This is a genomic window from Acinetobacter sp. ANC_7513 (assembly GCF_056779915.1).
This window is the reverse complement of sequence record NZ_JBWYIW010000001.1, coordinates 192,661-204,831: the sequence shown is the minus strand read 5'-3', so window position 1 is coordinate 204,831 and position 12,171 is coordinate 192,661. Positions and strand designations below refer to the sequence as shown.

General features: G+C 39.1%; 15 protein-coding genes. 12 read left to right on the top strand and 3 right to left on the bottom strand.

Going from position 1 to position 12,171, the window contains the following annotated elements:
• Positions 1-22 precede the first annotated feature (22 nt).
• Together AC1M9B_RS01000 and surE are read right to left on the bottom strand one after the other, a co-directional pair.
• Entirely contained in the window at positions 23-862 is an 840-nt protein-coding gene (locus AC1M9B_RS01000; protein ID WP_179998373.1) for a peptidoglycan DD-metalloendopeptidase family protein, read from the bottom strand.
• 129 nt (positions 863-991) lie between these two features.
• The gene (gene surE, locus AC1M9B_RS00995; RefSeq protein ID WP_481608334.1) at positions 992-1,762 is read right to left on the bottom strand and encodes a 5'/3'-nucleotidase SurE; all 771 of its coding nucleotides are present in this window, start codon (positions 1,760-1,762) and stop codon (positions 992-994) included.
• A 290-nt stretch (positions 1,763-2,052) separates the two neighbouring features.
• Between surE and AC1M9B_RS00990 the strand changes: the two genes are divergently transcribed.
• From AC1M9B_RS00990 to purB, 11 genes are all read left to right on the top strand, one after another.
• Positions 2,053-2,451 carry an MCR_0457 family protein gene (locus tag AC1M9B_RS00990; protein ID WP_092766090.1) on the top strand — a complete coding sequence of 133 codons (399 nt, stop codon included), beginning with the start codon at positions 2,053-2,055 and terminating at the stop codon, positions 2,449-2,451.
• 119 nt (positions 2,452-2,570) lie between these two features.
• Complete coding sequence (dacC, locus tag AC1M9B_RS00985; protein WP_035270478.1) at positions 2,571-3,719, top strand: D-alanyl-D-alanine carboxypeptidase PBP5/6; 1,149 nt, start codon at positions 2,571-2,573, stop codon at positions 3,717-3,719.
• Positions 3,720-3,804: 85 nt separating this feature from the next.
• The gene (locus tag AC1M9B_RS00980; protein WP_035270475.1) at positions 3,805-4,335 is read left to right on the top strand and encodes a gamma carbonic anhydrase family protein; all 531 of its coding nucleotides are present in this window, start codon (positions 3,805-3,807) and stop codon (positions 4,333-4,335) included.
• Positions 4,336-4,534: 199 nt separating this feature from the next.
• Entirely contained in the window at positions 4,535-5,563 is a 1,029-nt protein-coding gene (locus AC1M9B_RS00975) for a MerR family transcriptional regulator (protein ID WP_481608333.1), read from the top strand.
• 109 nt (positions 5,564-5,672) lie between these two features.
• Positions 5,673-6,332, top strand: a complete 660-nt coding sequence (locus AC1M9B_RS00970) for an HAD-IA family hydrolase (RefSeq protein ID WP_035265744.1) — start codon at positions 5,673-5,675, stop codon at positions 6,330-6,332.
• Positions 6,333-6,390: 58 nt separating this feature from the next.
• Positions 6,391-6,510 (top strand): SRPBCC family protein, encoded by a 120-nt coding sequence (locus tag AC1M9B_RS00965; RefSeq protein ID WP_481586643.1) that lies wholly within the window; start codon positions 6,391-6,393, stop codon positions 6,508-6,510.
• Between the two features lie 60 nt (positions 6,511-6,570).
• The gene (locus AC1M9B_RS00960) at positions 6,571-6,831 is read left to right on the top strand and encodes a hypothetical protein (protein ID WP_481608332.1); all 261 of its coding nucleotides are present in this window, start codon (positions 6,571-6,573) and stop codon (positions 6,829-6,831) included.
• A 357-nt stretch (positions 6,832-7,188) separates the two neighbouring features.
• Entirely contained in the window at positions 7,189-7,674 is a 486-nt protein-coding gene (locus AC1M9B_RS00955; RefSeq protein ID WP_035265740.1) for an NUDIX hydrolase, read from the top strand.
• A gap of 4 nt (positions 7,675-7,678) precedes the next feature.
• Positions 7,679-8,812 (top strand): tRNA 2-thiouridine(34) synthase MnmA, encoded by a 1,134-nt coding sequence (mnmA, locus tag AC1M9B_RS00950; RefSeq protein ID WP_481588454.1) that lies wholly within the window; start codon positions 7,679-7,681, stop codon positions 8,810-8,812.
• 14 nt (positions 8,813-8,826) lie between these two features.
• A complete protein-coding gene (hflD, locus tag AC1M9B_RS00945) occupies positions 8,827-9,558 on the top strand; it encodes a high frequency lysogenization protein HflD (protein ID WP_092766084.1) in 732 nt (243 codons plus the stop codon).
• Positions 9,559-9,613: 55 nt separating this feature from the next.
• Positions 9,614-11,002, top strand: coding sequence for an adenylosuccinate lyase (gene purB, locus AC1M9B_RS00940; protein ID WP_092766083.1), 1,389 nt, complete (start codon positions 9,614-9,616; stop codon positions 11,000-11,002).
• A 73-nt stretch (positions 11,003-11,075) separates the two neighbouring features.
• On the opposite strand, the gene AC1M9B_RS00935 is transcribed toward purB, so the two are convergent.
• On the bottom strand, positions 11,076-11,315 hold the full coding sequence (locus tag AC1M9B_RS00935) for a hypothetical protein (RefSeq protein WP_035265735.1): 240 nt from the start codon (positions 11,313-11,315) through the stop codon (positions 11,076-11,078).
• A 179-nt stretch (positions 11,316-11,494) separates the two neighbouring features.
• On the opposite strand from AC1M9B_RS00935, the gene AC1M9B_RS00930 reads away from it, so the two are divergent.
• Positions 11,495-12,130 (top strand): DUF2238 domain-containing protein, encoded by a 636-nt coding sequence (locus tag AC1M9B_RS00930; protein WP_481586640.1) that lies wholly within the window; start codon positions 11,495-11,497, stop codon positions 12,128-12,130.
• Positions 12,131-12,171 lie beyond the last annotated feature (41 nt).

The window sequence follows — 12,171 nt, the reverse complement described above, 5'->3', positions numbered from 1 at the left end:
TGTTAAATTGCACTAAATATCTTCAGTTGATTGGCAAAATATTTGCTGGATTGATTGGCTTACCATCTAAACGAACTTGAAACTCAAGCATCGTACGGGTTGCACCACTCGAGCCCATTTCTGCAATTTGTTGCCCTGCACTTACGTTTTGCCCACTCTTCACTAACATCCGGTTATTGTGCGCATACGCAGTGATATAACCATCAATATGTTTAATGAGCACCAAATTACCATATTCTTTTAAACCATCAGCAGCGTAAACCACTTGACCATCAGCTGCTGCAAAAATTGGATCACCAACATTGCCACCAAAACGTAATCCCTTGACATTACTTGCCACATTGAAGTTTTCAATGACTGGACCATTCGAAGGTTTCACCCAGCGTAATGAAGTTGCTTTAGTCGAAGTCGTCGGTACTGCAGCAGTTACCGCTGGTACTGGTGTGGTTTGTGGTGGTGGCGTAACCACAGCTGGTTTTGTTGGTAACTGAATGGTTTGACGTTGAATCTGAGTTTCAGTCGCTGTCAAAGGACGCGTGGTCGAACGTGTCACTTGTCGATTGCCAGAGGGTTTTAATCTTAAAGATTGATTTACATAGATGCGATAAGGCGGTGCAATATCGTTCATCTCCGCAATGCTCAAATAGCTCAATCCATAACGTGCCGCAATTTTACTTAAAGTGTCGCCAGAACGAACTGTATAGAAGTCAGGAGCGACCGCATAACGAGCAGAATTGTGGATTTGGGGTTTCGATGCACAGCCCGACAAACCAAGAAAAGAAGCGACAGCAACCGCGATCAATGCTGAGTGAATAGATGGTTTAGACAACTTCAAAACTGTTTTGGGTCTGGCCAAAAGCATGATTTCCCTCTCTGACAAAAGATTAAAAAAGACTGAATTCGGCTTAAGAGTAGCAAAATTAATGCTAAATTCACCGTTTCAAATATATTTTTCACAAAGTTATAACACATCCTACCTGTGGTCGTTCAATTAAAGCCCTAACTGAGATTCAAGTGAAGCCAACACCTGATAATTGGTAGCATCCATTTGGATCGGTGTCACACTGACATATCCATTTGCAATGGCATAAAAGTCTGACTGATAACCCAGTTGGCTTTTTTCGGGATCTGTTACGGCCTCTCCAGCCAAACCAATCCAAACAACTTGACGGCCTCTCGGGTCAACTTGTGTGGTAATCGGTTTCGTTTGTTTTCTTCTTCCTTGATAAGTCACCAATGTCCCTTTTATTTCAGCCGTATCTGGAATATTAATATTGAAAATATGACGCGGTGGTAAATCAGGCACACCATTTTTAATAAATTCATATACCCAATTTGCAGCTTGTGCATAATCTTGAGCATCTTGATACGAACGAACATTTGGACCAGCCAATGAAACTGCGATTGCAGGTTGTTTCATGAGTCGGCCTTCAAACGCGGCCCCAACTGTACCCGAATACAACACATCATCGCCTAAATTCGCACCACTGTTGATCCCGCTTACAACTAGATCAAATTCAAAATCAAATAGACCATTCATGGACAGATAAACACAGTCCGCTGGTGTGCCATTAATTGCCCATACATCTTCTGAAATTTGCACGGGTCGCAATGGACGATCAAGCGTTAATGCACTTGAAAAACCACTCCGCTCACTTTCTGGAGCAACCACGACTACTCGACCCAAAGGTTTTAATGCTTGTGCTAATGCTTGTATTCCTGGTGCGAACACACCGTCATCGTTGGCAATCAAAATATTCAAAACAATTCACTCAATTCATGTAATCCCATCTGTTCGATAGCCTAATCAAAATCCCCCAACACAACAATGAGCACACGCATAGATGTTGAGGTTTTAAACGCCTTTAATCTTGAAAATCTGCTTACCCTTTAATCTTGAAAACTCGGCATGTAGTCATCCCCCTGTTCATACCTGAACTTTTCTTCTTTACTTTCTGAGTTCCAACAGCATTAATACACTTTCTCTATTTTTTAAACACGAAAAAAGATTATTCTATTCTTATAACTAACTTACTAATTTTTGAGTCATTTATGCAAAACCGTTTTTTACAATTGATTTCAACCGCATTTATCAGCAGCTCAATGTTATTTTCAAGTTTCACTTTCGCCAATGCTCAAGACTTAAAAGAAAATATCGAAGTTACTCAACAAAAAGTGACTAAAGATGAACTCGCTGCAATCTATGTCTTTTCAGAATCATGCCCAAGTTTAGTGGAAGAAGATGCGGCGTTTAAAGCAGGCTATCAAAAGCTATTAAAAGACTATTTACCTAACGAAAATTCACCTCAAACCACGCTGAACAATCTAATTAAACAACAGGATTATCAGCAAGCATTAGCTCAAGCGAGACAAGATGCGAAAAACGCTGGAGATAAAGCAAATCAACAAGTGTGCGAGGATATAAAAAAATATCAGTCTTCAGTTAAATAGAGCACGAAATAGTTACAATTCGATTGAAATAAGCCGACTCCACTGCTAGAAGTCGGCTTTGCTTTGTCCTAGAATGCAAAGCTGATTTTTGCGTTCATACAAGATTGGAACTACATAGAATGACCCGAAAAAGCGCCATTGCTGCATTATTACTATTACCTTCATTTACTTATGCAGCAACTGTTTTATCTTCACCACCAGAACTCAATAACAAGTCTTACGTTTTGATGGATTATGAAACAGGTCAAATTCTCGCAAGTAAAAATGAAAATGAAAAACTTGCTCCTGCTTCAATGACCAAAATGATGACCAGTTTCATTATTGAACAAAAGTTGTTGAACGGTGAACTCACGGAAGATGAAAAAGTTCGGATGAACGAGTCTGCTTGGTGTCGTGGTAGTAGTACAGAATCTTGTATGTATGTACCTCTCAACGGCACAGCAACCGTATTGGAAATGTTACGCGGGATTATCATTCAATCTGGTAATGACGCATCTAAGGCGATGGCTGAGCATATTTCTGGTAATGAAGGTACATTTGTACACAGCATGAACCAAGAAGCAAAGCGTATTGGCATGACCAACACGAACTTTATGAACTCAACAGGTATGCCTGCTGAAGGTCATTATTCTACAGCGAAAGATATGGCTACCCTTGCGAAGCACATCATTCATGACAGTTCAAAGTATTATCCTATTTACTCTGAAAAAGAGTTTACTTTTAATGGGATCAAGCAAGGTAACCGTAACGCGTTGCTATATACAGATCCGAGTGTAGATGGTCTTAAAACAGGTCATACTTCTGAAGCTGGTTATTGTTTAACGACTTCAGCTAAACGTGGCCCAATGCGTTTAATTTCAGTGATTTTTGGTGCTCCATCAATGCAAGCACGTGCAACACAAACACGTGATTTGTTATCTTGGGGTTATGCAAACTTTGAAACTGTCAGTGTTCAACCCGCTCACAAAGAGTTGACCACTTCTAAAGTTTGGTTTGGTCAATCTAATCAAGTGAGTGTGGGGCTTGCTGAGAACTTCAACGTGACTATGCCAAAAGGTCAAGCAAATGCCATTCAGACTCAAATCGCGGTTCAACCGAACTTAAATGCCCCTCTTCAACAAGGGCAAGTTGTAGGTAAATTAACAGCGACACTTGACGGCAAAGTTATTGCGGAGAAGCCGCTTGTTGCTTTGCAAGCTGTTGAAGAAGCTGGTTTCTTCTCGCGTATGATTGATCATATCAAACAGTTCTTTAGTAATTTGTTTTAAGTCACAGCTTGACTAAAGATATAAAGGCACTCAAATTCTTTTGGGTGCTTTTTTGTTTATAATGAATAAAAACAGGCAATTTTTTATGACTGAAAATATCCGCAAATACTTAGAGACTTACCCAAAATTTGATACAACAAATTATATTGATCCAACTGCGTTAGTGATTGGTGATGTTGTCTTGGCTGAGAATGTTTCGGTCTGGCCTTATGCTGTGATCCGTGGTGATGTTAATTTTATTCGGATTGGTAAAAATTCCAATATCCAAGATCATTCCATGTTGCATGTTAGTCATAAGAAAGCGGATAAACCTGAAGGCTCACCGCTCATTATTGGTGAGGACGTCACCGTGGGTCATCATGTGAAATTACACGGTTGTACGATTGGTAATCGTGTTTTAGTCGGGATTGGTACGATCATTTTAGATGACGTCGTTGTTGAAGATGATGTGATGATTGGTGCAGGTTCGCTTGTTCCGCCAAATAAAGTTTTGGAAAGTGGTTATTTGTATGTGGGTAGCCCAGTGAAAAAAGTGCGTCCACTGACTGATAAAGAAAAAGCGTTTCTGCCGTATTCAGCGCAGAATTATGTAAAGGTTTCGGGAAATTATAAATAATTTTGAATTCGCATAACACCTATTATGTTAAATGGAAGATGGAAATGTATGGAATATAAAAAATTTTACTACCTAAATAAATAAAACATCAAAAATGTAAATTATTTACCATAAATATTTTTTATAGCTTAGATACTTGACCCTCACGTAACGTTAGCCTCTAGCATAAAACATGCCTAAGGGATAAAGGAGTCAAAAGATGTTATTACAAGTCGGTGAATTGGCGAAGCGAACAGGGTTAACTATTCGTACCCTTCATCACTATGATGATATCGGTTTACTTCAGCCTTCGGCCCGCTCCGACGCCGGTTATAGACTTTACAGTCGTCAAGATATTACTCGCTTATACCAAATTCAGGCATTGCGAGGGCTTGGAATGACATTGGCAGAAATTGGCGCGGTTCTTAATAGTCCAAACCTTGCACTCGCCCCATTAATTGATCGGCAGATTCAGGCAATCGATCAGATGATCATTAAGCAGACTCAACTGCGCTATCGTTTGAGCAGTCTCAAAAATCAACTGATGAATGGTGAAGAGCTGGAACTGGACAATTGGCTAAAAACATTGGAGCTTATGTCTATGTACGAACAATATTTTACAAAAGAGGAACTTGCAGAACTGACTTTTTTACAGGCAGATAGTAAACAACAAAAAAAATGGGAAGCGCTTGTCATCGAAGCCAATGCACTCTTTAAGGCCGGAGAATCTTCTAGTAGTGAAACTGCCCAAAACCTGGCTTCACGCTGGATGCTGACCCTCGAACAGAATACGGCTGCTAATCCTGAATGGTTGGCTAAATTGAATAGCATGCATTCAGCTGAATCGGCATTTCAGGAAAAATTGGGTGTGCGTCCGGAAGTGGTTGAGTTTCTACTTGAAGCATTTGCCGAGAGTAAGCTGAACGTTTTTGCACGTTATTTATCCGAGCAGGAATTTGCTTTTATGAAGCAACATTATGTACGTGAGATGAAAAATTGGCCCCAGTTATTGATTGGATTGGAGAAGGCCATTCGTGCTGGGATTGAACCTGACAGTGAACAAGCAAAATGTTTAGCACAGCAATGGCTCTCCATGTTACAGGGTTACGCAGGCAAAAATCCAGCGACACATGCGAAGATTCGCAATGCCATGCAAAATGAACCAAGTCTTGCCGAGGGAACCTGGCTCAAACCTACCACTTTGCAATTTTTAGAAAAAGCAGTAGCAGCTTTGATGCGTTGTGCTTAGTACATGCTTACCTCTATTCAAATAATCAAAGTAGTGTGGCTATCCCATAATACGGGGTAGTCATCAAGTTTATGATTTCAAAATATTTTATATAGAGAAAGTAGATTAAATGGTATTATCACAAACTTATCCAACTACACTATATAAGTTGGTTATTTTCGATTTTGATGGAACCTTAGCAGATTCATTTCCTTTCTTTGTTTCAACTATAAATCATCTGGCTGACATGCACTCTTTCAAGAAGATTCATTTAGATGAAGTGGAATCTTTTAGAGAAATACCTTCCCGAGAGCTAATGAAAACTCTTGGAATACCAGTATGGAAACTACCTGCGATTACTCAGAATTTTATAAAACTCATGAAGGTAAATCCTTCAAAGATTCCTCTATTCGACCATACCGATGAAATGCTTTCCCACCTTAATGAACATGGAATTACAGTGGGCCTGGTTTCTTCAAATGGATACGAAAATGTGACCCGTATTCTTGGTTCAAGCTGTCGATACTTTAATTACTTTGAATGTGGTGCATCTTTTTTTGGAAAAGCATCTAGGTTAAAGCAGCTTTTAAAAAAAGCAGGCTATAAACCCTCAGAAACTATCTATATAGGTGATCAGATTACCGATTATGAGGCAGCTAGATCGGTAGGAATTGCTTTCGGTGCAGTTTCATGGGGTTACAGCACAGAAAGACTTTTAAAGAAATTGTCACCTGATGAGACATTTGAAAATGTGTCTGCCATAAAGAGGATTACTGTCAGCAAAAAATAACCCTACTAAATTATGCTTATAAGCAGAGAATCGCCATTCTAGATACCCGAGGTAAATTATGCTTTCTTTAAAGATAACTACACATATTGATATTCATGCGACACCGGAGCAAGTTTGGCAGGTACTGACTGATTTTAAATCGTATGAGAGTTGGAATCCCTTTATCCGTAAAGTTTAAGGAAAGTTAAACATAGGTGAAAAACTAAAGATTAGGATTCAACCAACTAAGCAAAAAGCAATGGAATTTAAGCCTACACTATTGGAAGTTAAAAATGCTCAGTCTTTAAGCTGGCTAGGTCACTTTCTAATCTCTGGTCTTTTAGATGGTGAGCATCATTTTAAACTTTGCTCCCAAGAAGATGGCAGCACTTGTCTCATACATTCTGAGACATTTAGTGGTCTACTTGTACCTATGATGCGTAATAATTTGAAATCTATAAGGAAAGATTTTGAATACATGAATCAATCTCTAAAATTATTTGTAGAATCAAAACTTTAGATTTGAAATCATAGGGTAATAAATTGTTATTTTTATTAAAACAGATCCATGTAGGCACTTCGCTTCTTTATTCTTTCAATTTTTAAATTCCCCTAAAATTAACATAATACACCTTATGCGAAATTATCTTTTTTATTTCATATAAATCATAATCTTAAATTACATTCAAAAGCCCAATTTACTTAAATTGGGCTTTTTTGTTGATTCTTCATGTTCCACGCCCTTTATTAAATTATTGATCCAAAGAACTTCTTAGTTAAACTTAAGATAGAACGCCTTCAAAGAAATCCCCTCCCATCATAGCCACACACCTCAAAATTTTATACAATATGCCTTCCCTTCATCTGGTGCTTTTTTATGACCGCTTGGACTGCTCACGTCACTGTTGCAACAGTGGTTGAAAAAGATGGTAAATATCTGTTTGTAGAAGAACAAACGGAAGGTGTCATGCACACCGTTTTTAATCAACCTGCAGGTCATGTAGAAGCTGGTGAAACCCTTATTCAAGCCGCGGTTCGTGAAACCATGGAAGAAACAGGTCACCAAGTTGAAGTCACAGATTTATTGGGTATATACACCTATACCCCACCTATGTTTCCGGATCGTACCTATTACCGCTTCTGTTTTTTAGCAAAATCAACACAGTATTTTGCCAATGCAACATTAGATACAGGTATCGTAGGTGCAGTTTGGATGAGCCTAGATGAGCTATTAGAAACGGCTCGCGCGCGTAGCCCATTGGTCATCAAAGCCATTCAAGATGCCCAATCAGGACAAAAATTTCCTTTATCGCTCGTTTATGAGCACCAAAATTCTCCCTTAATTTCAAATTTGGATGCCTAATCCTATGCAACAACGTGTCATCGTCGGTATGTCAGGTGGTGTAGACTCATCTGTCTCTGCGGCTTTATTACTTCAACAAGGATATCAAGTTGAAGGTCTTTTCATGAAAAACTGGGAAGAAGATGACGGCACAGAATACTGCACGGCTATGGATGATCTTGCAGATGCGCAAGCCGTCTGTGATCGTATCGGCATCAAATTACATACAGCCAACTTCGCAATGGAATATTGGGATCGTGTATTTGAGCACTTCTTGGCTGAATATGCTGCGGGGCGCACCCCAAACCCAGATATTTTATGTAATAAAGAAATTAAGTTCCGTGCATTCCTCGATCATGCCATGAAATTAGGTGCTGACTTCATCGCAACAGGACACTATGCTCGTCGCGGTGAAACCATGACCAATTCTAAAGGTGAGCAATATGCGCCTTTACTCCGTGGCGTGGATAACAACAAAGACCAAACTTATTTCCTACATGCCGTTCATGGTCGTGAAATTAACAAGACCTTGTTCCCTGTCGGTGAGATCGAAAAGCCTCAAGTTCGTAAAATTGCTGAAGATTTAGGTCTTGTAACAGCGAAGAAAAAAGACTCTACAGGTATCTGTTTTATTGGTGAACGCCGATTTAATGACTTCTTGAAGCAATATTTACCTGCTCAACCGGGTAAAATTGTCCTTGAAGATGGTAAAGAGGTTGGTGATCATCACGGCTTAATGTACTATACGCTCGGTCAACGTGGTGGTATTGGTATCGGTGGAATGAAAGGCGCTGAAGAAGGTGCTTGGTTCGTATTACACAAAGATATCGAAGGCAATCGTTTAGTTGTTGGCCAAGGTCATGAGCATCCCCTCATGCAAAGTACCATGTTATGGTCTGAAGCGATTGATTGGGTTGCAGGTGAGCAAGAGATTCCAGAAAATGGTTTCCGTTGCACAGCGAAAACTCGCTATCGACAACCTGATCAAGCATGTGTCTTATTTAATGACCCAAATGCACCGCAAGGTGTACGTGTAGAATTTGATGAACCTCAACGTGCTGTTACGCCAGGACAAAGCGTTGTGTTTTACGCGGATGAAGTTTGTTTAGGTGGCGGTGTGATTCATCATACTAATGCGCCTAAACCTGATTTTATTTAAAGGAATTTTCAGGCATGACAGAGTTACCGTTCCAGCAGCTTCAGACTCTGAATGATCGTCAAAACAGAGCTTTGGCTTTGGCAGCAGTATTTCAATCGACTCAGCTGACACATATGACAGCCATTGCAGGTCGACAAAATATTGGCGAAAACGGTAACTTCTATTTAGAACAATTAATTAAGGCGAGTTTAAATATTCGCCCTACTTCCAATAAGAATTGTCAAACCTTAGATTTTTTTAACCAGCTTGCAGATATTTCTCTGGGATTAAAAACATTAGAAAGTAGCATCACCCAACCATTCAATACTGCACCAAAATCAAGAATACCTAAATTTGCCAATGCAAAACTTCCAATGTCCTATGCAATGGCATTATTACATTTAGAAAAGAAAGTATATAGCAACCCAAAATTCGTTGAAATTATTGAAAAATCACAAGAAAAAATACTAAAACAACTCTCCTTTTTTGATCATAATTATCTACATCCAAGTATTCTTGCAAACCTTGCTCAAACCTATGTCGAAACTGCAGGACAGATTAATCCTCGCATTATGGTGAAAGGCAATGCAGAAGCTTTTAAGGATTCTTCGCACACCAATCGTATTCGTGCTTCATTGTTTACAGGTTTACAGATGGCGCATTTATGGCGTCAGTCAGGTGGAAGTTCATGGAGCATGATCTTCACCAAACGCAAGTTACTGAAAGATATTCAAGATCTCGCTCGTTTACAGTTTCAGGTGGTTTAACCTGATGTATATCGAGTTCTGTTTTACGTTTCATTCCAAAGTTTAAGGAATTGCTATGAACGCTTTAACCGCACTTTCTCCATTAGATGGTCGCTATGCAAGCAAATGTGATGCTTTGCGCCCTTTCCTCTCTGAGTTTGGTTTAATCCATGCTCGTGTGACTGTTGAAGTGCGCTGGTTACAAGCACTTGCAAATCGCCCAGAAATTACTGAAGTGCCAGCTTTTTCTAACGAAACAAATGCAGCTTTAGATGCAATCGTTGCAAATTTCTCTGAAGACGATGCTAACCGTATCAAAGAAATCGAACGCACAACCAACCACGATGTAAAAGCGGTTGAATATTTCTTAAAAGAGAAAATTGCAAACATTGATGAACTTAAAAATGCGGGTGAATTCATTCACTTTGCTTGTACATCTGAAGACATCAACAACTTGTCTCATGCACTCATGCTGAAAAGCGGTCGTGAAGTACTAGCTACGTCTATGCAACAAATCGTGGACTCAATTGTTGCACTTGCAGAAAAACACGCTGATCAACCAATGTTGTCTCGTACACATGGTCAAACTGCAAGCCCAACAACATTGGGGAAAGAAATGGCAAACGTGGCATACCGTCTTGCACGCCAAATCAAACAATTCAACAATGTTGAGCTTCTAGGTAAAATCAATGGTGCAGTAGGTAACTATAATGCTCACCTTTCTGCTTACCCTGAAATTAACTGGCCTGCTCACTCGCAAGCATTTGTTGAATCTTTAGGTCTCACGTTTAACCCGTATACAACTCAAATTGAGCCACACGACTACATGGCTGAATTGTTTGATGCGCTTCGTCGTTTCAACACAATCCTTATCGATTTCAACCGTGATGTTTGGGGTTATATCTCTCTTGGTTTCTTCAAACAAAAATTAAAAGAAGGTGAAGTTGGTTCTTCAACAATGCCACACAAAGTGAACCCAATCGACTTTGAAAACTCTGAAGGTAACTTGGGTATTGCTAATGCAGTCCTTGCTCACCTTGGTGAAAAGCTTCCAATTTCTCGCTGGCAGCGTGACTTAACTGACTCTACTGTTCTTCGTAACATGGGCGTTGGTTTTGCACAAAGCTTGATCGCATTTGAAGCTTGCTTGAAAGGTGTGGGCAAACTTGAATTGAATGCCGACCGTATTCTTGAAGACTTAGACAATGCTCAAGAAGTTCTTGCTGAACCAATTCAAACAGTAATGCGTCGTTATAACGTTGAAAAACCATACGAAAAACTTAAAGCCCTTACTCGTGGTCAAGCAATGACTCGCGAAATGATGGTGAATTTTGTGAATGGTAACGAATTAGAAGCTGTTCCTGCAGCAGATCGTGCGCGTCTTGCTGAAATGACACCTGCATCTTATACAGGTAATGCTGCTGAGCAAGCGAAACAAATTAAAGATTTGATTGCTAAAATCTAAATAGCATTGAATAAAAAAGCGAAGCTTAGGCTTCGCTTTTTTGTATGAGACTCATCAAATGTTTCAATAAAAATCATGCTTCATCAGGACAGTAACGTATAAAGTCAGTTCTGAGCTTTTCTAATTCATCACCAGTTAAAACATCGCTATAGTAAATATAATGAGTCACTTGAGCATATTGAATGTCATGCCTAAACATCATTCCTCGGAGTGATACTGAGATCTCTTCAGGAAAGTCATTCAGAGTAAGCTCTTCAAACTCATAATGAAAATATGCATTTTGCTGTGCAAGAAAAGCAGCTGAAACCGTCATAATAAAAACTCAAAATAAATCATATTCTAACTCATCATCCTGATTGCAATGAGCTATTGATATAAACAACTATTTATAAAAATAATGCGATTTATAAAAATAATGCGATCTGCAGCTTATTCTCAGGATTGATCCATTACAATCATATGAAGAAATTAATCAAATCAACATATAACAAAATGCACTACAAAAAATTTACTCCTAAACACCACCTCGTATTCTTCATTTTCATAATGGTGCTGATCTTGGCAAGTATAAAGCCTCTTGAATATGCTTCTTATGGCTTACATCAACTTGGCACAGCTTTAATGCTGGTGTTTTTGATCTATATACAAAAGAAAGTTGGTTTGAGTTTTATCGCATTTTCTCTCTATATTGGATTTCTGATCATTCATATTCTTGGGGCACACTATTTATATTCGTATGTTCCCTATAATGAATGGTTGATGCACAACTTCGGCATAGATTTAAATGCACAGATGGGTTGGGAGCGAAATATGTATGATCGCTTGGTCCATTTTGCCTATGGTCTACTTCTCTATCCTTTTTTCCTGAGGATCATTCAATTCTATTTACCCCAATTATCTGAACGAGTACTTTTTCTTATTGTGGTTCAGTTTGTCATGGCCACCAGTCTCATTTACGAATGGATTGAATGGTTAATTGCGATTAATCTTTCCCCTGAGGCAGCAGAAAATTATAATGGTCAACAAGGTGATATTTGGGATGCCCATAAAGATATGCTGTTCGCAACACTTGGGTCCATGATCACAGGAATAGTGATGTTATATCGAAAATTAGACTCTCGACCATAGAAATGATAAATCATAAAAAAAAGCCAATCATTAGATTAGCT

Coding starts and splice junctions, on each gene's coding strand:
- AC1M9B_RS01000 (WP_179998373.1), bottom strand. CDS start 862: ATGCTTTTGGCCAGACCCAAAACAGTTTTGAAGTTGTCTAAACCATCT.
- AC1M9B_RS00990 (WP_092766090.1), top strand. CDS start 2,053: ATGCAAAACCGTTTTTTACAATTGATTTCAACCGCATTTATCAGCAGC.
- dacC (WP_035270478.1), top strand. CDS start 2,571: ATGACCCGAAAAAGCGCCATTGCTGCATTATTACTATTACCTTCATTT.
- AC1M9B_RS00980 (WP_035270475.1), top strand. CDS start 3,805: ATGACTGAAAATATCCGCAAATACTTAGAGACTTACCCAAAATTTGAT.
- AC1M9B_RS00975 (WP_481608333.1), top strand. CDS start 4,535: ATGTTATTACAAGTCGGTGAATTGGCGAAGCGAACAGGGTTAACTATT.
- AC1M9B_RS00970 (WP_035265744.1), top strand. CDS start 5,673: ATGGTATTATCACAAACTTATCCAACTACACTATATAAGTTGGTTATT.
- AC1M9B_RS00965 (WP_481586643.1), top strand. CDS start 6,391: ATGCTTTCTTTAAAGATAACTACACATATTGATATTCATGCGACACCG.
- AC1M9B_RS00960 (WP_481608332.1), top strand. CDS start 6,571: ATGGAATTTAAGCCTACACTATTGGAAGTTAAAAATGCTCAGTCTTTA.
- AC1M9B_RS00955 (WP_035265740.1), top strand. CDS start 7,189: ATGACCGCTTGGACTGCTCACGTCACTGTTGCAACAGTGGTTGAAAAA.
- mnmA (WP_481588454.1), top strand. CDS start 7,679: ATGCAACAACGTGTCATCGTCGGTATGTCAGGTGGTGTAGACTCATCT.
- hflD (WP_092766084.1), top strand. CDS start 8,827: ATGACAGAGTTACCGTTCCAGCAGCTTCAGACTCTGAATGATCGTCAA.
- purB (WP_092766083.1), top strand. CDS start 9,614: ATGAACGCTTTAACCGCACTTTCTCCATTAGATGGTCGCTATGCAAGC.
- AC1M9B_RS00935 (WP_035265735.1), bottom strand. CDS start 11,315: ATGACGGTTTCAGCTGCTTTTCTTGCACAGCAAAATGCATATTTTCAT.
- AC1M9B_RS00930 (WP_481586640.1), top strand. CDS start 11,495: ATGCACTACAAAAAATTTACTCCTAAACACCACCTCGTATTCTTCATT.